This is a genomic window from Brevibacillus sp. AF8 (assembly GCF_021270385.1).
Classification (GTDB): domain Bacteria; phylum Bacillota; class Bacilli; order Brevibacillales; family Brevibacillaceae; genus Brevibacillus.
In genome coordinates this window covers 137739-156543 of sequence record NZ_JAGQDN010000006.1, presented here as the reverse complement: position 1 = coordinate 156543, position 18805 = coordinate 137739, and the positions used below count along the sequence as shown (strand labels likewise).

Sequence of the window (18805 nt, the reverse complement as noted above, 5' to 3'; positions counted from 1 at the left end):
CTCCCCTTTTCGCTTCCTGTTTATAATAAAATCGATATCATCACGCTAACGAGCAGACATAAGAGCGAAACGAGATACATCAAACGAATCGTCGCGACAATGTCACTTGCCTGCAATGGTCGCTTCGCATCTCCCATTTTTGCCCGATTCGACGCAACGCCTTGGTAATAATTCAATCCCCCGAGCTGTACGCCTAGTGCGCCAGCGACTCCGGCTTCCGGCAAACCGCTGTTTGGACTCGGATGCAAATGCGCATCTCTTCTGATCATTGCCCAGCACTGTTTCCCATCCAATCGTTGCAGCCAGCTTGCGACGACGAGCAACAAAGCTGTCAAACGGGCGGGTATGTAGTTCAGTACATCGTCAAAGCGGGCAGATGCCCAGCCGAGATTCAGATACTTCTCATTTTTATAGCCGACCATGGAGTCGAGGGTATTGGCGGCACGGTACGCCATTGCCAACGGCGCTCCCCCAATCGCTGCGTAAATTAGCGGAGAGACGATCGCATCGACGATGTTTTCCGCCACGGTTTCCACCGCTCCCCGACATACTTCCGGTTCATCTAGCCGCTCTGTATCACGTCCGACTACCATGGACAAGGAGCGTCTCGCCGCTTCCATATCCCCAGCCACAAGATGACGGGCAATCTCCATCCCGGCATCGGCCAAGCCTTTTGTCGCGATCGTCGTGGAAATCAACCAGGCACCCAAGATCCAGGCAAGCACCGGATGGATGAACGTCGCTCCCCACAAAAGCAGCCAAACAACAGCGTAGCTGCCGCCAACGATCACGACCGGGAACAGAACTCCTGCCAGCTTCAAATGCGACTCCTCTTTGACCAGAGAACGTATGACCCGCTCCAATCGTGTAATCCACCAGCCCATGATGATCACTGGATGCGGCAGGCTCCGGGGGTCTCCTACCACCCGATCAATCAAGTAGGCCGCGCATAATATCCATACTTCTGTCATGTTGTCCCTCTCTTACTCTTCAGGGGTTGTCGCATCCAATTCTGCCCTTCCGTATCCAAGCATTCCGCTACCAGAGCCGCTCCATGCTTAATGCCCTCGACCTGCCAATATCGGTCGGGATTGTTTTCGAGCCACGCGGCCTGGAACCAGCGGATTACGCCGCCATGTGTGACGATGACGACTGTATTGGATGCCTCCTCCTTGCCCACTCTCTCCAACAAAGAACGTAGCCAACGATCCACGCGCATCCCCAGCTCTTCCAGACTCTCCCCACGTGGAGGTCGATTCCGAAAAGGATCGTCGTACCACCTCGTGGCTCGCACAGGGTCCGACTGCATCAGCTCATCGTACGTCATCAGTTCCCACTCGCCAAAAGACAGCTCTCTCAAGGCTGGCTCCGAAATAACCGATAGCCCCACCATAGCTGCGAGCGGTTCGGCAGTCTGCCTGCATCTGAGCAGGTCACTCGAATATATCGCAGCAGGTCGTCCGATGAGCACTGGTAATTCCTTGGCCAAATCACTCGCGTGCAAATGCCCGCGCTCATTCAATGGAACGTCGCTATGCCCCAAATATCGATGCTCACGATTGCTGTCTGTCTCCCCGTGACGTATCCAAACCAGTTTCATAACCACCAGCTCCCGACTAACACCAGCAGAACGACCGCTTCACTGCTTTCGATAACAGCCCCGTAGCAGTCTCCGTTTAGTCCGCCCAGTTTTTTTGCAACCGAGCGCGAAAACAGTAGAGCGAACAATAGCGACAGGAAAATAGCTGTCATGACCTGCAAGCCCCCAAGATACCAACCTAAGGCAAACACGACGATGTAGCTCACGATGATAGCGGAAACGGAAAGCCCAGCACTGATGCCTTTTCCGATTCCTTTGTCCGCCGAAAGATATGGCCAGAGCTTGATCGACAAAAGCACATGTGTCCGCGCTGCCACTGGTGCTACGATCAAAAAGCTGCCCCATCCCGGATGTGCGAGCTCTGCGACTGCACCCGCCTTCATCAGCAAAAGCATAATCGCAGCAAGAACCCCCATTGCACCTACGCGGCTGTCCTTCATAATCGCAAGCATTTGCTCTCGCGGTCTACTACTGCCAAGACCGTCCGCGAGGTCCATCCACCCATCCATATGAAGACCACCAGTCACGTAGACCCATGCGACTAGCGTCAGAATAGCGGCGATCCACGGACTAAACAACACCAGTCCCGCTTGATGCACACCCCATAGCAGTAAACCGATGACGAGACCAACTGCGGGATACCAGTTGACGCTTCTTCTCCACGCCTCCTCAGAAGGACGAAGCCACGGAACCGGAATACGCGTAAAAAACGAGATCGCGTGTAAAAATGCATTCATCCTTTGATCCTCCACGGTATCCCTGACAAAACCGCGTAGACGGCGTCCGCTTGTCGCGCACTTCTCTGATTGACATCCCCCAGAACATCCGCGAACCATCTGCCCAAACGACTCAAGGCTACACCGCCCAATCCGACCTCGCTTGTGACAGCAATGACTTTTTGCGGGGAATTCTGAACGAGGGACAGCCATGCCTCCGCCTCTTGCAACAGGGCTTGCGTGTGTGAAGCACTTCTCCATTCCGCCTCATCCACGCTCATTAATCGATTACTCACCCAGGTGGACAGACAATCGATCAACACCACATCATACTGCTCACGAAATGCGTGGTAATCGGTTAAGCGCTCTCCTACCTCTACACAGCCCCATTCCATCGGACGACGTGCTTGATGCAGCTCGATTCTCTGCTTCATTTCATCATCCCAAGCCTTGCCTGTCGCCACGTACAGGACTCGACTGCTCAGCTTCATTGCAAGCTCTTCCGCGTAGCGGCTTTTTCCTGAACGGACACCGCCTGTTACCAGCACCAAGCTCATCGCTGTTCACTTCCTTCCGCATGAGCTTCGCGAAGCGCTTCCATAAGTCGTTCATTTTCCTCTCGTCCACGCACTGCGATTCTCACATCATGTGCCGTCAAACCGGGATACATCGCACAGTTGCGGATCAGAACGCCTTTTTTGCCGAGCCGTGCCTGCAATTGTTCGGCTGACAATCCTTCTGGCGAGCGCAGTAGCAAAAAATTTGCCTCCGAAGGCCATACCTGCCAGCCCAACTCACTTCGGATGCTATCAGTTAAATACGCACGTTCTACTTTTATGAGCCTGCGCGTCTGTTCCTCGTATCCCTGCTCCTGCAAGCACAGTTCGCCTGCCAAAAGGGCCAGTGCATTCACGCTCCAGCTCACTTGCTTTTGGCGCATTTTCGCAATGACATCCGGGTGCGCAATCGCATAGCCCAGGCGCAATCCCGGGATCGCGTACATTTTCGTCATCGACCGCATCAAAATCACACGGGGAAAGTGCTCCAGTTGCGTCGCCAATGTATACTGCCGCTCTTCCTCTACAAAATCGAGGAAAGCCTCATCCACGATGAGCCACGTATTGGTCTCTTTCGTCCATTCCGCCATTTGGCGTAGCTCATCCGGCTGATACAGAATTCCTGTCGGATTGTTTGGTGACCCGACAAATACGAGATCACACTGCGTAAAAAGCGTGTACAGCTCGGCAGGATCGGGCTTGTACCCGTTCGCTTCCTTCCCGAAGCAGCCAATGACACGGGCTCCATACTGCTCGGAAAGTTGCGCGTATTCCGAAAAGCAAGGATATACTACTCCAACTGTTTGCGGCGAAAGACCGAGGATGGCCAGTGCCATCGCCTCCGCTGCACCATTGGCAGGCAGCAACCATTCCTCCGGCACTTGCAGCCGTCTCGCCAGTGCCCGACGAAACACACGATGTCCAGGGTCTGGGTAATGCGTAACAGCAGCCAACGAAGCCAGCAGCATCTCACGGACGCTCGCTGGCATCCCCAGCGGATTAATATTGGCACTGTAATCCAGAAACTGCCCGGGCTCTCGACCAAAGCGCTGCGCTGCGGTCAGCAAGTCTCCGCCATGACCATACGTCTCTATTACACCTGCGCTTGTCAAAATTCTACCCCCAGCACAGCTGGAATCCCTTCATCGTAGTAATGCTTGATTGGCTTCATCTCTGTCACCAAATCTGCGATGTCCAAAATCTCCTGCTTTGCTGCCCGTCCCGTAATCACGAGGTGGATATGACTTGGCCTGTTTTGAATCGCTTCCAACACATCGGACAATGGCAACACATCGTCAATCGGGAAGCGGTCAATCGCCAATGCATTATTCAGCTCATCCAGAATAACGACATCGTACGCTCCGGAAGAGAGCTTCTCGCTCGCAAACGCCCAAGCTTCTTTCAATGCCTGACGATGCTCCTCCGGTGTCTTCGTCCAGGTGAAGCCGACGCCCATTTGCACGATTTCAATGCCCAATTTATCGAAAATAATCTTTTCTCCGTATGTACGCTCTGGAGACTTGATGAATTGAACCATCAGCACCTTTTTCCCGCGCCCTGTTGCCCGCACAGCCAATCCGACTGCTGCCGTTGTTTTTCCTTTGCCGTCTCCTGTGTAAACGAGGGTCAAGCCCCGCTTCTTATCGTTTTTCTCCATCGTGACCACCTCAAAAAGTGACGTATTTTACTCCGCTGTTCCATCCATACTTTCCGAAGCAACAAAACGGTCATGACCGTTTTGTTGACCGCAAGCGGTCGCATCCACTTTTGTGAAAAACGTCGAGACGTTTTTCACAGAAAAAAAGCGCTCTGTTTCCCCCAGTACGTAAGGAAAAACAAAGCGCGGATAGCTGAAAAGCAACAATCCTCACCTCTTCCTTTGACCCGAAGGAAATCAGTGTAAACATAAAACAGGCAGGTCTCCTGGCTTGAGGATCATCGCTTTTCTTCTCCTTCCCGCTCCCGGATGGGCAGTGGATGGCATGGTGCCTTGAAGAATAGCTACTCTCTTACAGTGGCGGGACCGCGTTGGCTTTTCACCAAACTTCCCTTTTAACCTTGCTCCTGCGAATCGGTTTCGCAAAAACAAGGACCTGTTTCTCTTCCATATGTAAATGTCATTCGTTTCGTTGACAAGCACTTGCTTTAATAATAGCAAAAGCTACCGAGGATTCAAGCAAAAGCTGCGATTCGTCGCAGGTGTCTATTGGCAGAAAAATAAGATAATCACCGTTTACTTACCTGAAAATTTTCGTTACCCTATTGGCAAAACAATCGAAAGTGGTGTGCAGTCATGCTATTTCCTCCGATTCCAAAAATACCCGACATGATTCTGCCCAGCCCACTGCCGATCAAGGAATGCGGCGAACCGATGATCCCCCTCTCTTCCTTTACGGAGAAAATCACGGTGTATCCAGCCTACTACCACGAAGGCTATGCCGGAACACAGCCAGAAGCTTTTTTGCGAGAAGGGGCAGCACGCAGGCTCGCCACGGCAGCCGCCCAACTGCCCGTAGGCTACAAACTCGTCGTGCTGGACGGCTGGCGCTCGTTCGAGGTACAGGCATCGTTGTATGAACGTTTTCGTGAAGCTTTGCTTTTACAAGGCTGGCAGGAAGGACCTGCACTCACGGAAGAATTGAGCAAATTCGTCGCATATCCAACAACAGACCTCTCCAAGCCGTCCCCTCACCTATCCGGTGGCGCAGTCGATCTGACTATCGCAGGACCTGATGGCTGGCTGGAGATGGGAACAGACTTCGATGATTTCAGTGAAAGGGCTGATACTCGCCATTATGAAGAACTCCTACAGCCTACCCAAACGGACATCGAAATTCGAGACAATCGACGACTGCTGTATCATTTGATGACCGCTGCCGGATTCGTCAACTATCCGAAAGAATGGTGGCATTTCGAGTACGGAACGCGGACCTGGGGACAAAAAACGCAGCATGAGCCGATCTATGGCGGGGTTTTGTCGATGTGAGAAATAACTACCATGAAAAAGACCGTCAGCCCATACTGCCTGACGGTCTTGCTTATTCCTTTATGAAACAATCACTGCATAAAATCCGCCATGATGATCTCCGTATCAAACGGCGTAATCCCTTCCTCCAAGGAAAATACCGTATCTGCTTCTTCCGCTTGGTCAGTCAGCGTCCCTCTCGCCTGTGCATGAAGCATGAACAACTCATGCAGGGTAGGCTTCACCAACGAGGTGAGCGCTCTTCCCATCAGCTCCACCCCTCCGGCATTGGACTCCACATTGTTGGCAAAACGCGGATCGGAATTCAGGGCGATATCCGTCCAAATCACTTTTCTCTCCACGAGATCCAGAATGACCGGGATACAAATCTGCGTGTTTGCGGCGAGATCAATCTTGTCCTGTACCGTCTGCGGCTCGAAAATTTCTCCTGTCTGTGGCGCTGATCGAATCATCCAGCCGGCAAAGCATTCAGGCAAATCGCAATAAGGTTGACTCGTAAACGAATACAGGTTCATAACGACATATCGACCGCCATAGCGGATGACAGAATCCATGTCGATGTCGATGAACTCGCACGCGCCTTTGGGAGCCTCTACAATATCCCCGCTATGGCACGCTTGATACTTGTCGGAACGCAGATTGGTATAGGAAATATGCTCCATGTACTTCCAGTCTGCGTTATAGAGCACGGCAGACAAATCGATATCGACTCTGCCTGTAGGGACATCGTTGACGATCCCTTCCCTCCACCACAGGAAAAAGCGAATCGTTCCTCCATCCGGGATCGATAGTCGGGAGCCGCGTGCAATCGTGCGCAGTGCTTTGCTGGCAGATCGCATCGAAAACGGAACGAGATGCTCCTGCAGCCGCGGATCGATATAGACTTTGCCCAGCGACGGCAATAGGGCAAAACGGTTCAACAACGATGTCCGGCAAATATCCGCTGCCTTCTGTCTGATGTCCTCTTGCAAGCCTGGCACCCGGTTTTCGATTGCCTTTACTTTCGCCACTTGCCCTTTCGGAAAAAAGGTCCGCCATTCACCGTAGCTGTTCCGTTTGTCGAAGTGATTCATGACCTGCAAAAGAACTGGAGTCGATACACCATCCGCAATTTTCTCGAAGGCAGAAAGGACTGGACTCCCCTCCTCCGTCACACGCAGCAAATGATCCAGACGACGGGCAAATTCCCCAGGACGCTGTTCAAGCAGCTTGATCGCCGTATTCACATCTGCACGGGCCAGCGCCTGCTCTACTTGGCTGTTGAACGTCTCGACCTTGTGATTGTTTCGCAAAATATCGAATGCTTCGGCCGCTTTCGGATAGCGATCCTTATATTCAAAAGGATGCAAGATTTCCCCGAGACGAATCCATCTGTTTTTGTAACGATTCATATCTTCTACGATATTCGAGCTGGCTTCCAGCAGGCTAAGGAGCAGTCTTCGTTCCCCGCGTTTAAACTTGCGAAATTTCGCAGGCTCCGCCAAGCTCACATCCCCATCAGACAGCGCCACCGCCAGACGCAATACATCTGTTGCGGTCTTGCAATAGTGGGCAAAAAAAGTAGCAGGAAGCTTGTCATACTTCAGCAACAAGCTCGCAGTGATTGCCACGTTTTCCTTTTGCGGAATCTCTGCTGGCAGTGCTTCTGCAATTCCTTCATAGCTCTGTATCAAGCCCTCCAGGTCTTCCTTGTCGGTAGCGGACAGCGAGCTATTGGAGCGCAGCAAATTCATTCCTATCTGAAGCAACTCTTCATCTGTACCCAAATGAATCAGCTTCAGGCGAGATTCTCTCAGCAAGGGCAAACGTTTTTTCACTTCGTGCACAGGCAGGTCCAACGTCAAATAATGAATGATCGCATTTACAAACAGCTCACCCTCGCCAGCCTCCATGACTTGCTTGGGAAAATTCGGATACATCGGCTTGTACTGACGGGATGCCCCGATCTTGACTTTTAGCACAGCTACCACATCCGAATAGAGCGAGAAAAACTCTCCTTCCGACAGCGTGCGGATTCTTTCTAGCAATTCCAGTGAAAAGGTATAGCCCAAGCTCTCTATATTACGCAAAGCCGCAGCTAAATAAGAGGTAGGCAGTTCATGCTGCCCCAGATGTACGATGATTTTATTTTTCCTACGGAGGTAAATTTGATTTTTCATTGGCATCACGAAAAAAATCAGGAAAGCAGTACCCCTAATGGTGAACCAAACCTTTTGCTTAGAAGGAAGGTGTACAATAGCCTGATTTTTTATTCCCTTTTGTAATTTTTAACCATCTTACTTCAATTTTGTCAGATGGTAAAGCTCTCTTTCAGAACGAGACATAAATCCGTCCCCGGACCTAATTCGATTTCATTCCGCTGCCCGTTATTCTGTATTCTTCCTCCCTGTAAAGTGAGTAGCAGAGTACCAAAACTTTACAGGAGGGAGAATTCCATTCATGAATCCATCTGTTATGAAAAGTCATACTGCACCCCCTTTCTTTCAAGGGGAGAAATGGTTAGTGTATACCGGCTTGCTCGGCTTCTTGCTCGCTGCGCTATGCGCAATCTGGGTCATGCTGTACGGAGGACCCGTCGCTCCTAATGGCGATGTCTCGAAAGCGTTTTCCTTTAATGCCGCACTCGGAATATTTTTATTAACGACAGCCGCCATCATTCCGTTATCTGCCCTGGGCACGCGAAGTAGAGCTTTCTTTCGCTGGTCTTATATCCTGCTTGCTTTATACTCTTACGGAGCGGAAACGGTACAAAACTTCCGCGGCGTGGACCCGAGGTTCGTCAAAAATGGCACACCCTTCGACGTTGCTGTCGGTTCCATTTTTACTTTTGTGGCTCTTCTCCTGGTCCTTTTTTATGTATTCATTGCCATTCAGTTTTTCCGTAGAAAAGCTTATTCCCTACACCCAGAGCTGGCCGTTGGCATCCGCTATGCCATGATTGCGATTATGCTCTCGTTTGCGGCAGGTCTCTGGATTTCATTCAACGATGGTCGAGTGGTTGGACACGAAGGGAATATCATTTGGCTTCATGGCATTGGCTTTCATGCTCTGCAAGCAGTACCTTTTGTCGCTTGGTTAGCGGAACGTAAAAAGCATGTGTCCAATGCTCGTACTGGATTCATCCATCTCGCCGGTATCGCCTACTTGTTCGGTTTAGCTGCAATCGGCTGGCAAACCTATCTCGGTCGAGCCGTTTTGGAAATGTCCGTATTTCCGATCCTCGCCGCCTGTTGTTTCTTGGTCTCCTTCTATCCAATCGTTTTCTTCCTTCTCCAAAAGAACGATACAAAAAAGCTCCACAACACTTTTGATATTCCGAACTAATTGATTCTCCTTATCATTCGTGATACTTTGTTACCAGTACCTGACATACGGTAACAGAAACGAGGAGATCGATTTATGACAGCACGTATTGGACTTCCTGCACCTGATTTTACGATGGACACCGTGACGTTTGACAACGGATTTCCCCTGCCAAAGAGCTTGGTTGACTATCGTGGAAAATGGCTTCTTTTGTTCTTTTATCCGTTTGACTTTTCGAAAGTATGCCCGACAGAGATCATCAGCCTGAACCGTCGGATCAAGGAGTTCGCGGATTTGAATGTCGAAGTGCTTGGCATTAGCGGCGACAGCATACATACACACAAAGCATGGATGAGATCGAGCGACGGCATCGGTCCACTCTCGTTCCCCCTCGCTTCGGATTACAGCAAAGAAGCGACCCTGGCATACGGTGTGCTGGACGAAGCAACCAAAGCGCCGCTGCGCGGCAGCTTCATCATCGATCCAGAAGGCATCCTGCAATACGCAGTCATTTCCAATTCCAAGGTTGGCAGAAGCGTAGATGAAACGCTTCGTGTAATCGAAGCTCTGCAATCAGGCGGATTGTGCCCAATGGACTGGAAGCCTGGGCAAAACACGATATCCTAATCGATAGACAGAAACAAAGGCCGCATGATCGCTTGTACAGGATCATACGGCCTTTTTCATTTTTTCATAGACATAAGAAAACCTCTATCGAGGCCTATTCATGGAGGAGCGATCGCGTTTTAGCGGAAAGTTTTCATGCGCTCCGGAATTCATAAGCGTACCGCTAATAAATTCCTATACGTAAAAAAATCAGGAAAGCAGTACCCCTAATCTCAAGTTATGTTAGAAGGAAGGTGTACTATAGCCTGATTTACTCACCATACCATTATTTATCTTCTTTGTAAATACTTATCTGGACGCAGCCGGGTACGGAAACAAGTCAACCACACGTATGGTCTCCCCGCTTTCGTTGGTAAACACGACATGCTCTCTCCGAAGCTCAGTCGGACTCTCCAAGCCACATGCCGCCGCCAGCGAGAACAAGCCTTCCCTCAACTGCAAAATATAGTTCATGACACGCCACTGCTTTTCCGCCGGAACCAACGCTTCCTGGTACTTGGAATCTGTCGTAGTGACTCCTGTCGGACATTTCCCTGTATGGCATTGCATCGCCATGATGCAGCCAGTTGCAATCATGAACCCGCGCGCAGAGTTGACGCAATCCGCTCCCAATGCCATGGCGATTGCTACTTTGTCAGGAGTAACGAGCTTGCCGGAAGCAAAAATCCTGATGCGGTCCCGGACACCGAATTTCCGCATCGTATCATCGAGAATGATGAGCGCAGCGAAAAGCGGCAAGCCCATGCCATCTGCCATTGCCTTGAACATTGCGCCTGAACCGCCCTCAGAGCCGTCAACCGTAATGAAATCCGGGTAAATGGACAGCTCCAGCATTTTCTCAAAAAAATGCTCCAACCGCTTTGGATCGCCGACGACGATTTTTACTCCCACCGGCTTGCCTCCCGCCTCCTGCAAACTACCGATGAAACGCAAGGCTTCATCCGGATTGCTGAGGAACTCGAAGCGGTTCGGTGAATTGACTGTTTGTCCCACAGGTACCAGCCTTGCTGCTGCGACTTTTTCCGTGACCTTGGCGCCCTCGAGGTGCCCTCCGCGTATTTTGGCCCCTTGATGAAATTTCAGTTCGAACGCTTTGATGTTCGGGATGCTTGCCTTTTTCTTGAATTCTTCGATTGAAAACTTGCCCTTGTCATCACGGAAGCCAAACATCCCCGGTCCGATTTGCGAAATAATATCTACACCTGTTGAGAGATGAACTTCTGCAACGCCACCCTCTCCTGTATTGATCCAAGAGCCGCCTGCCATACGTGCCCCATACCCAGCGGACATGATATAGTTTTCTCCCACTGCTCCAAAGGAGGTAGCTGAAGCACCGAACATCCCTTTTAGCCGCCAGGGCTGCCTTCTGTTTTCGCCCACGACAATGACATCCTCGTCATGCAGCATCCACGGCTTAACCTCTAGTTCCTCGATAAGCTTTTCTCTTCTTGTAAACAGTCCCTCATGGGTAATCTCATACTTTTTGCCAGGGACGACTTTTTCGTTATCTACCCGCAGCTCACTCGTCAGCCTCGGGAACATCGCATTGGACAAATAGAAGCCAGGCTTCTCGTAATCGCGTTTTCCACCAAACGAGATCAGGTCGGTCCTATATTTGGCCGCATAAACCATACCGACAAAGTCAGAACGGGAGAACGGCTTCCCTTCTGTATCCGATTCAAACCAATACTGACGAAACTCAGGCCCGAGCTTTTCCAGCAAATAACGCATCCACCCCAAAAAAGGATGGGAACGAATAATGGAGTGCTTCGGCTGTTTAGACAGGGCGTACATATAACCGAAAAATACAATGGGTGGCAAAAGAAGGATGATGATAATGATGCATAACAGAGTAGGTACCACTTGTGCTTACCCTCCCCAAACACAATATTCTAGTAAATCATGTCAAGGATAGGATGCAACAAGTTCTCTGTTTTTAATCGTATTTCTCATCATCCTCCCGAATTTGCCCATCTACGATCAATTCCAGCTCCGTTTCAAAATTCAGCATGATCTCTACAGGCAGCTGCTCTGCAACCTCTGCCATGTCTGGAAGAAGCAGTGCATCCTCTAGTGTATCAGGCTTCGCTTCCAGCTGATTGTACCACTCGCGGATGTGATCCATCATGCGGTAAAACGAAGCCTCAAACTGATTCGCATCGTCCTCCGCGTCGTCCTCGTGGCTCTTTTTCATCCGATCCCAATATTCCAGCGTCGTGCGCAGTGCTTTTTCTATGTTTCTATCCATTTATCTTCTCTCCTTTTCGTCTCTACCATTTAGTATGACCGCTTTAATTGCACATTGCCACCATAGGTGTAAACCTCTCGACCCTTCCATTTTTTCATAATCGTTGCGTTTTTTGACACGTTTTATAGCCCGGTTGAGTCATACGAAAATGAAAAGAGGCTGTTATCCTAAATGTAGCTAGCAGCCGATGATCCGGCAATAAACAAGAGAGCTCTCTAGTGGAATAGGGGAGGATGCAACCTGTCATTACGATGGAAAGATCGAAAATTATCTCTCCCGCTACTTTTCGTTTCCGTCATTTGTATCGTTGCTCTACAGCTGCCTATCACAGCCAAGGCGACGCCTGCCGATTCTGACTCCTTGCAGGCGATGATTGATCAAGCACGCCCTAACGATACCGTAACCATCCCGTATGGTTTGTACAAAGGTCCTATCCGCATTACCAAGCCGATTCAATTGGTAGCCAATGATCCCGTGAAGATCATCAATCCGACCGAGGAAGAGGCAACGCTCACGATTGAAAGCGACAATGTGAGTGTGCAAGGAATCCATATCGTGGACAAGCGAATCAACAGTGACGTAGCCGCTCTTGTCATCCGTGGCGATCAAAACTTCCTGGAAAATGTCATCGTTGAAACGAAAGGGATCGGTATTCAATTACGACAAGCAGACTACAACACGCTGCACAACGTTCAAGTCATCGGAAAAATCAAAGGTGATGGCAGCCCAACGACCAGTACGGGACATAATCACGGGGCACAGCCCGAAGTAAAGCCAAAGCAAACGGAAAAAGCGAAACGAGGAAACGGAATTGACGTGCGTGAATCGGATCATAACCGTTTCATTAAAAATCAGGTGACGAATGTCGAAGATGGCTTTTACGTCGAAAATAGCGATCGAAACCATCTGGAACAAAATCTGGTGACGAACTCGCGGTACGGCTATCACTTCATGGGTACCTCTGATACGACGGTCATCAACAACATTGGAATGGAAAATGTGACAGGCTCCCAGCTTATGGAGTCGCGCAAATTGACGGTTACCGGGAATCAATTTTTGAAACAGCAAAAAAATCCTGGTTCACAAGGAATTCTACTCATTACCGTCCAGGATACGCTGATTGCCAACAACACGATTGAGGGCAACCGGGTTGGACTGTATTTAGAGCAATCATCTGGAATTACGGTCAAAAACAATTTACTCAGTCTCAACTTTATCGGCATGCAGTTTTTGTCCTCTTCTGACAACGTATTAACCGATAATCAATTTGTCTCAAACGTCATCCAAGCGCAAGCCCAGGATAGTCAGAACAACAACTTAAACAAAAACTACTGGGACAATCTGCAAGGACTCGATGTGAACGGGGATTCCCGCAGTGACTTGCCGTACGAAATGAATCCTTTTTACCTGGGTTTGACCGATGCGGTTCCTGCCTATCAGTTGTTTTTCCAAGCCCCGGGATTTGTGTTTCTGGAAGGCTTGTTTACTAGCGGAGCCGGCTCAGCAATCAAGGATGCAACTCCTTTAATGCAACCCTCGGACACCGTGCTCATTGAATCGGGGCAAACGAGCAGTTGGGGCGCAGGCATTCTTGGACTTATCTTGTTAATAGGAAGCTGTTCGATCATTTATATAGGAGTGAGAAAATCATGAACAAAATGAAAAAATGGGGTACAACAATCGGAGCAATTCTCGGCATTAGCCTGCTTATGGTCGGCTGCGGAAGCGAAGAGCCAAAACCTGTAGATATCGCGGAAGGCGTAGACAAATGCGACCTTTGCAAAATGCATGTCCCTAACGATCACAATGCTACTGAAATCGTTTTAAAAGATGGAAAAGCACTGAAATTCGATGATCTCGGCTGCATGTACAACTGGACGAAAGAGAATGGAACCGATAACGTGGCTGTACAATTTGTCCGCGATTACTACACAGCAGAATGGACAAAAGCGGAGCAAGCTACCTACGCTTACGACAAAGACTTCAAAACGCCAATGACCTATGGCATCTATTCTTTCAAAGAGAAGTCTGCTGCAGACGGCTTCGTTCAAGAACAAAAGAAAGGCATTGTCATGAGTGCGGAACAGTTGAAAAATCATAGCTGGGAAAATGGAATGAGCAAACACATGAACAAAGACGGTCATTCTTCCGAAGGTCAACATAATGGCGGTCACGAAAGCAAGCCAGCCGATCACGGAAGCAACAGTACTGCCCCAACCACACATAACTAACAGAGGGAGTGGAGTCTTTGCACATCAATCTGATTGCCAAACGAGAAGTGAAGGTAGGCTTTCGCAATCCATGGTCCTACTCGTTTATGGCTCTGTTCTCCCTGTTTAGTTTGGGACTCTTGATCATCCAATCGCAGTCCTACATGAAGGGTTATACGTACACGACAGGTACCATGCTGAATCTGATTTTGTATTTGCTGCCACTGATGACGATGCTTCTCTCCTCTTTTTCTTTGACGGCGGAAAAAGAAGAGGGAAGCTGGCAGCTACTCTCTACCTACTCCATGACGACCTTTTCGTTCCTGGTGGGGAAATACTTGGGACAAGCACTCGTGTTAGTCGCGATTGTCAGCTTCGGGTATGGGTTGTCTGGTGTGGCAGGGATGCTGCTAGGAAAAAGCTTTGCATTCTCGACACTTTTGTTTTTGCTCGCCTTTTCCATCTGTCTCATTCTGCTATTTTTAGGTATAGCCATGCTGATTGGCGCCATCAGTAAAAACCGTTGGCAGGCTTTGACAATGGGGGTCAGCATCTGGTTCTTCTATATTCTGGCATGGCCTACTCTTCTCATCTCTGTGCTCAGCTTCGTCCCTTATACATGGATCAAGCCCCTGCTTCAGCTCGCAACGTTTCTCAACCCAGCAGAGTTTGTACGAATTTTTTCCGTTGCCAGATTAGGCGGTGGCTCGATCTTTGGACCTGAATACTACAAATGGGTGTATTGGGCTGATTCTCCGCTTGGTGATCTCATCTTTGTCGCACTCAGTCTGCTCTGGATCAGCGCGACCTTGTTCATAGCCATCCGGGTATGGGAAAGAAGGTAATGCAATGAATATGTTAGGACTTACTATCGACCAGGTCACCAAGGAAATCAATGGAAAAACAATCGTCCACCCATTCAGTATGAACATTGAACCCGGTCAGGTCGTTGCCTTATGCGGCGGGAACGGCGCAGGAAAAAGTACGATCCTGCGGATGCTGGTCGGTATTCTCCCTCCTTCTTCGGGAACCATTCAGCTAAATGGGTTGAACTGGAACGATAATCGCGTAGAGTATCTGCAAGAAATCGGTTATATGCCAGATCACTTTACATTTTCTGCCGGACTTACCGCCAAAGAAACGCTCGAATTTTACGCTTCCCTACGCAATCGCACCCCAGAAGAGGCAGATCGCCTGCTGAAAATGGTGGGACTGCATGAAGTGAGAAACAAACGGGTGTCTCAGTTCTCCAAAGGCATGCAGCAGCGTCTCCTGTTTGCCCAAGCGATATTGGCCAAGCCCGCACTCGTCGTCCTCGATGAACCGACCAACGGACTCGATCCGTATTGGATGGATGCCTTCGTCGATCTCGTGCGGGAAGTAAAGCTCGCGGGGCAATCCGTTCTCTTTACGACGCATCAGCTACAGGTGGCAGATGCTGTGGCTGATCGAGCGATTTTCTTGATGAACGGGAAAATCGTACGTGATGGCTTGATAAAGGAGTACCAGCAGCAGTATGGGGCAATTGGTTTATATGGTGCCTTTTCCGAGCTTGTGAATCAGACAAAGGCATGAATAAAAAAACGCGGGAGCTTTGATCGTTTAGATCGGCTCCCGCGTTTTTGCTATTTATAGTGCCTTTGCTTCCATATAAAAGACAGATAAAAACTTTTTCACACTAATCCGGCACTTCGTCGTTTTTTCGCCCGCCTCCAGTTCTTGCATCCGTTGGCGAATTTCTTGAAAGTCAAACAGTCTTGGTGCAAAGTGTTCAAAGGTCGGGTTGGCATAATCGGTCAAGCCTAATGAGGAAAGATGCGTAAAGGCTTGCAGGACCATCCGGCGAATCCGTTGTTCCATGGCACGCACCTCTTTGGTAATTCCATGCTCATCCAAGCTGGCATGTACCTTCAGCAGAATTTGTGTGTACAGTTCCTTGAGCTGCAATTCGTGCAGCTTGTCTCCTTGTCGCTCATCCTGTTCGAGCCATTCCATGATCAATAACAGATCGGGAGCACCAGCTTCACTCGCAATCCCTAGCTGCAACAGCAGTTTTCTCGCTTTTTGAGCAAGGATGTCCTGATCGGACGACTGACTTTTCAAGCCGCTGGTATGCGGTTCTTTTGCTTTGACGTCCAGAATTTGCAATGATTTGCGGATGGTTTGCAGAGAGGCTTCCAGCGACAAGTAATCCGATACCCGTTTCAGTACAGCCATCACTTCGAGGCGGTTGATCGGCTTTTGAATAAAGGTATCAATCCCTTGCAAATAAGCCTCCCCGATCATTTCCTTGTTCTCTACCTGTGACACCATAATGAAGCGGCCCGCGAAGCCATCTGCCTGCAACTTTTTGATCGTTTGAATGCCATCAAGCCCCGGCATCAACAAGTCGATCAAAATGACATCGACCCCATATAGCTGATCAATCGATACGTGACTGCCGTCGCTGGCTTGTCCTACAATTTCGCCCAACCCGCTGTCTTGAATAATCCGTTCGAGCATGCGGCGCACTACCGCATCGTCTTCAATTAAAAAGAAACGTATCATAGCTTACACTCCCTCCTTTCCGAGCAATTGGTCGGTCGGAATTTGCACTTCTAAATGCGTCATTTGCTTCTGATCAGGTAAAATACGCAAGCTCCCTTGCAGGCTTTGGACAATTCCGCGGGCATGCGTCAGTCCAATTCCGGTAGAGGCATTTCCCTGTTCATCGTATTTCGTCGTATACCCGGGCTGAAACACCCATTCCTGCTCTTCCAGCGGGATTCCCGGACCACTGTCAAGTACACTGAACACCAGATGACGATGAATCAGTTTTACATTCAGCTCAATCCTTCCCGACGTGGGAATCGCCTCTACTGCATTGGCTACCAGGTTGTTTAGCACGGAGAGCAGCGCATAGATTTGGCTGGTAGACAGGCTGACGTTACAGCTCCACTCGATCCGAATATCCTTTCCCAACATCTCTGCGTATTTCTGATTCGCCCGAGCAACCAACTCACACAGTTCTTTGATCGGCAGCTGTGGTGCCAGTCCCTCCTGATTGATCAGCTTGGAAATGCCCGCCAGCATCCGTTGTGAATCTTTTTTCACTTCATGCACATTCTCGGCAATCGTCAAGGCGGTCGGGGATTCCGTATGATCCGAGGTGAGCAGACGCCTGTAAAGCTGGTAGCTCTCGCGCGTGATTTCCTCCAAATGCGTCATCGATTTGCGCAAGTAAAAGGCTTCTTCATACAGCTCCGTATTGATCATCCGCAGACGCTCCAACTCTTGCTGACGCACCTCTCCCACAGCCCGCAACTGCCTGATCGAAAAGCTGTTGTACAAGCCGACAGCAAAAAAGCTGCGCAAGACCCCAAAGAAGAGAAGCATCAAAAAGCTCTGCCAAGTAATCGGCGGAAAATCAGTGAAATACTGTCGTACCTGAATCTCTACCACATTGGAGATAAAATCAATGGATGCACCTATCAGCCCCAACCATAGAGGGAACTCGCGATAGCTACGCGCACGGAGCAAGTAAAACAGAACGGTAAAGCTGAAATAGTAAAAGGCGGAGGGAAGATGCGCAGCCACACTCTCCATGTACGGACGATACGCAAAAAAGACATCCATTCCGACGCGAAATCCGAAGATAAACGTCCCTGTAAAAAATCCCGTCAACAATACAGGTACGGACGAAAACCACAGCAATCCAAAAAAGAAAGCAGCGATGCCCAATGAAAAACGAAAAGACCCTCCTACGGGGTTTACCTTCATCTCTCCAAAAAAAGCAGTTGCCAGCATGATAATAAACAGGATCAAAAGGCGTTCTCGCATAGCTGCTCCTTTCATACGGAAAAAGATCTCCTATTCTTATTTTACTAAGAATCGGAGATCTGCAAAGATAAAACGCTTAAGCGTGCTTGTTTTCCAGTCGCTTGGAGACGACTGACAACGCGTAGTTGACGACAAAGTACATCACTGCCACCATCAGGAAGGTCGGGATGACGTAGTTGACATTGCGTCCGTTGATGATTTGCGCATGGTTCATCAGCTCAGGCAAAGCGATTACGACAGCCAGCGACGTATCCTTCAAGAGCGAAATGAATTGGCTCACAATCGGCGGAACCATTCTTCTGAGAGCCTGTGGCAGGACAACATGCCACAGTGTCTGGACATAATTCAGACCAGAAGAACGTGCAGCTTCAATCTGTCCTTTTTCGACCGAATTTAAACCGCTTCGCACGATTTCCGACAACATCGCTGCTTCGAAAATAACCAACGCCAGAACAGCGGCCCAAAACTTGTCCAGCTTGAATCCCACTTCCGGGAGAGCAAAATACGTAAAGAAAATAATCAACAAGAGCGGCAAATTGCGAATCAGCTCTACGATTGTCCCGAGAACTTGTGAGACTCCGGGAATTTTTGCGTAACGCAAAACCCCTACGATAATCGCAATAGTAAAGCTGAAGACAATTGACAAGAAAGCAACCTGCAAGGTGACCCAAAAGCCTTCGAGCAGGAAGGTCAAATGACTGGGCGCATAAGCTCCGGTAAAGTCCATGATGTCCCCTCC

Annotated in this window: 20 protein-coding genes and 1 riboswitch; of the genes, 7 read left to right on the top strand and 13 right to left on the bottom strand. The window is 49.5% G+C overall.

Translation table 11 applies throughout. The features are described 5' to 3' along the window. Nucleotides 1-20 precede the first annotated feature (20 nt). Genes cbiB through KB186_RS11275 form a run of 7 tightly spaced genes read right to left on the bottom strand, consistent with a single transcriptional unit; the run spans nt 21 to nt 4734 of the window. Nucleotides 21-971 (bottom strand): adenosylcobinamide-phosphate synthase CbiB, encoded by a 951-nt coding sequence (gene cbiB / locus KB186_RS11305; RefSeq protein WP_221867502.1) that lies wholly within the window; start codon nt 969-971, stop codon nt 21-23. Further along, nucleotides 968-1600, bottom strand: a complete 633-nt coding sequence (locus KB186_RS11300; RefSeq protein ID WP_232773626.1) for a histidine phosphatase family protein — start codon at nt 1598-1600, stop codon at nt 968-970. Before KB186_RS11300 ends, cbiB begins: the two co-directional genes overlap by 4 nt. Continuing rightward, on the bottom strand, nt 1597-2337 hold the full coding sequence (gene cobS / locus KB186_RS11295; RefSeq protein WP_232773625.1) for an adenosylcobinamide-GDP ribazoletransferase: 741 nt from the start codon (nt 2335-2337) through the stop codon (nt 1597-1599). The genes KB186_RS11300 and cobS overlap by 4 nt, the downstream gene beginning before the upstream one ends. Then, nucleotides 2334-2873: a bifunctional adenosylcobinamide kinase/adenosylcobinamide-phosphate guanylyltransferase gene (cobU, locus tag KB186_RS11290; protein WP_232773624.1), complete on the bottom strand. Its 540-nt coding sequence runs from the start codon at nt 2871-2873 to the stop codon at nt 2334-2336. Before cobU ends, cobS begins: the two co-directional genes overlap by 4 nt. Beyond that, nucleotides 2870-3985 (bottom strand): threonine-phosphate decarboxylase CobD, encoded by a 1116-nt coding sequence (gene cobD, locus KB186_RS11285; RefSeq protein WP_232773623.1) that lies wholly within the window; start codon nt 3983-3985, stop codon nt 2870-2872. Before cobD ends, cobU begins: the two co-directional genes overlap by 4 nt. Further along, nucleotides 3982-4530 (bottom strand): cob(I)yrinic acid a,c-diamide adenosyltransferase, encoded by a 549-nt coding sequence (cobO, locus tag KB186_RS11280; protein ID WP_017247397.1) that lies wholly within the window; start codon nt 4528-4530, stop codon nt 3982-3984. Before cobO ends, cobD begins: the two co-directional genes overlap by 4 nt. A 27-nt stretch (nt 4531-4557) precedes the next feature. Further along, complete coding sequence (locus KB186_RS11275) at nt 4558-4734, bottom strand: hypothetical protein (RefSeq protein WP_232773622.1); 177 nt, start codon at nt 4732-4734, stop codon at nt 4558-4560. A 35-nt stretch (nt 4735-4769) separates the two neighbouring features. Beyond that, nucleotides 4770-4985, bottom strand: a riboswitch (cobalamin riboswitch). Between the two features lie 181 nt (nt 4986-5166). On the opposite strand from KB186_RS11275, the gene KB186_RS11270 reads away from it, so the two are divergent. Beyond that, the gene (locus KB186_RS11270; RefSeq protein WP_232773621.1) at nt 5167-5859 is read left to right on the top strand and encodes a M15 family metallopeptidase; all 693 of its coding nucleotides are present in this window, start codon (nt 5167-5169) and stop codon (nt 5857-5859) included. A 71-nt stretch (nt 5860-5930) separates the two neighbouring features. Here KB186_RS11270 and KB186_RS11265 read toward each other — a convergent pair whose 3' ends face one another. Beyond that, a complete protein-coding gene (locus KB186_RS11265) occupies nt 5931-8018 on the bottom strand; it encodes a hypothetical protein (RefSeq protein WP_232773620.1) in 2088 nt (695 codons plus the stop codon). Between the two features lie 280 nt (nt 8019-8298). Here KB186_RS11265 and KB186_RS11260 point away from each other — a divergent pair, with 280 nt between their 5' ends. Together KB186_RS11260 and KB186_RS11255 are read left to right on the top strand one after the other, a co-directional pair. Then, nucleotides 8299-9183 carry a hypothetical protein gene (locus tag KB186_RS11260; RefSeq protein WP_232773619.1) on the top strand — a complete coding sequence of 295 codons (885 nt, stop codon included), beginning with the start codon at nt 8299-8301 and terminating at the stop codon, nt 9181-9183. Nucleotides 9184-9258: 75 nt separating this feature from the next. Next, complete coding sequence (locus tag KB186_RS11255; RefSeq protein WP_232773618.1) at nt 9259-9789, top strand: peroxiredoxin; 531 nt, start codon at nt 9259-9261, stop codon at nt 9787-9789. Between the two features lie 288 nt (nt 9790-10077). On the opposite strand, the gene KB186_RS11250 is transcribed toward KB186_RS11255, so the two are convergent. Together KB186_RS11250 and KB186_RS11245 are read right to left on the bottom strand one after the other, a co-directional pair. After that, complete coding sequence (locus tag KB186_RS11250; protein WP_232773617.1) at nt 10078-11652, bottom strand: glutamate synthase-related protein; 1575 nt, start codon at nt 11650-11652, stop codon at nt 10078-10080. A 73-nt stretch (nt 11653-11725) separates the two neighbouring features. Continuing rightward, a complete protein-coding gene (locus tag KB186_RS11245) occupies nt 11726-12037 on the bottom strand; it encodes a hypothetical protein (RefSeq protein WP_232773616.1) in 312 nt (103 codons plus the stop codon). A gap of 360 nt (nt 12038-12397) precedes the next feature. Here KB186_RS11245 and KB186_RS11240 point away from each other — a divergent pair, with 360 nt between their 5' ends. Genes KB186_RS11240 through KB186_RS11225 form a run of 4 tightly spaced genes read left to right on the top strand, consistent with a single transcriptional unit; the run spans nt 12398 to nt 15822 of the window. After that, nucleotides 12398-13690: a right-handed parallel beta-helix repeat-containing protein gene (locus tag KB186_RS11240; RefSeq protein WP_370646672.1), complete on the top strand. Its 1293-nt coding sequence runs from the start codon at nt 12398-12400 to the stop codon at nt 13688-13690. Further along, nucleotides 13687-14268: a nitrous oxide reductase accessory protein NosL gene (locus KB186_RS11235; protein WP_232773614.1), complete on the top strand. Its 582-nt coding sequence runs from the start codon at nt 13687-13689 to the stop codon at nt 14266-14268. The genes KB186_RS11240 and KB186_RS11235 overlap by 4 nt, the downstream gene beginning before the upstream one ends. Before the next feature lie 17 nt (nt 14269-14285). Beyond that, nucleotides 14286-15092: an ABC transporter permease gene (locus KB186_RS11230; RefSeq protein ID WP_064201759.1), complete on the top strand. Its 807-nt coding sequence runs from the start codon at nt 14286-14288 to the stop codon at nt 15090-15092. Nucleotides 15093-15096: 4 nt separating this feature from the next. Next, nucleotides 15097-15822, top strand: a complete 726-nt coding sequence (locus KB186_RS11225) for an ABC transporter ATP-binding protein (protein ID WP_232773613.1) — start codon at nt 15097-15099, stop codon at nt 15820-15822. 54 nt (nt 15823-15876) lie between these two features. Here KB186_RS11225 and KB186_RS11220 read toward each other — a convergent pair whose 3' ends face one another. The 3 genes from KB186_RS11220 to KB186_RS11210 all read right to left on the bottom strand — a co-directional run bounded on the left by KB186_RS11220 (nt 15877) and on the right by KB186_RS11210 (nt 18793). Beyond that, nucleotides 15877-16794: a response regulator gene (locus tag KB186_RS11220; RefSeq protein ID WP_173608991.1), complete on the bottom strand. Its 918-nt coding sequence runs from the start codon at nt 16792-16794 to the stop codon at nt 15877-15879. A gap of 3 nt (nt 16795-16797) precedes the next feature. Next, entirely contained in the window at nt 16798-18066 is a 1269-nt protein-coding gene (locus KB186_RS11215; protein WP_232773648.1) for a sensor histidine kinase, read from the bottom strand. A gap of 76 nt (nt 18067-18142) precedes the next feature. Further along, the gene (locus KB186_RS11210; protein ID WP_173608992.1) at nt 18143-18793 is read right to left on the bottom strand and encodes an amino acid ABC transporter permease; all 651 of its coding nucleotides are present in this window, start codon (nt 18791-18793) and stop codon (nt 18143-18145) included. Between the last annotated feature and the right edge of the window lie 12 nt (nt 18794-18805).

Bases quoted from the DNA above. Each gene is read 5' to 3' on its own strand.
- cbiB (WP_221867502.1), bottom strand. From the start codon at position 971: ATGACAGAAGTATGGATATTATGCGCGGCCTACTTGATTGATCGGGTG.
- KB186_RS11300 (WP_232773626.1), bottom strand. From the start codon at position 1,600: ATGAAACTGGTTTGGATACGTCACGGGGAGACAGACAGCAATCGTGAG.
- cobS (WP_232773625.1), bottom strand. From the start codon at position 2,337: ATGAATGCATTTTTACACGCGATCTCGTTTTTTACGCGTATTCCGGTT.
- cobU (WP_232773624.1), bottom strand. From the start codon at position 2,873: ATGAGCTTGGTGCTGGTAACAGGCGGTGTCCGTTCAGGAAAAAGCCGC.
- cobO (WP_017247397.1), bottom strand. From the start codon at position 4,530: ATGGAGAAAAACGATAAGAAGCGGGGCTTGACCCTCGTTTACACAGGA.
- KB186_RS11270 (WP_232773621.1), top strand. From the start codon at position 5,167: ATGCTATTTCCTCCGATTCCAAAAATACCCGACATGATTCTGCCCAGC.
- KB186_RS11265 (WP_232773620.1), bottom strand. From the start codon at position 8,018: ATGAAAAATCAAATTTACCTCCGTAGGAAAAATAAAATCATCGTACAT.
- KB186_RS11260 (WP_232773619.1), top strand. From the start codon at position 8,299: ATGAATCCATCTGTTATGAAAAGTCATACTGCACCCCCTTTCTTTCAA.
- KB186_RS11255 (WP_232773618.1), top strand. From the start codon at position 9,259: ATGACAGCACGTATTGGACTTCCTGCACCTGATTTTACGATGGACACC.
- KB186_RS11245 (WP_232773616.1), bottom strand. From the start codon at position 12,037: ATGGATAGAAACATAGAAAAAGCACTGCGCACGACGCTGGAATATTGG.
- KB186_RS11235 (WP_232773614.1), top strand. From the start codon at position 13,687: ATGAACAAAATGAAAAAATGGGGTACAACAATCGGAGCAATTCTCGGC.
- KB186_RS11225 (WP_232773613.1), top strand. From the start codon at position 15,097: ATGAATATGTTAGGACTTACTATCGACCAGGTCACCAAGGAAATCAAT.
- KB186_RS11220 (WP_173608991.1), bottom strand. From the start codon at position 16,794: ATGATACGTTTCTTTTTAATTGAAGACGATGCGGTAGTGCGCCGCATG.
- KB186_RS11215 (WP_232773648.1), bottom strand. From the start codon at position 18,066: ATGCGAGAACGCCTTTTGATCCTGTTTATTATCATGCTGGCAACTGCT.
- KB186_RS11210 (WP_173608992.1), bottom strand. From the start codon at position 18,793: ATGGACTTTACCGGAGCTTATGCGCCCAGTCATTTGACCTTCCTGCTC.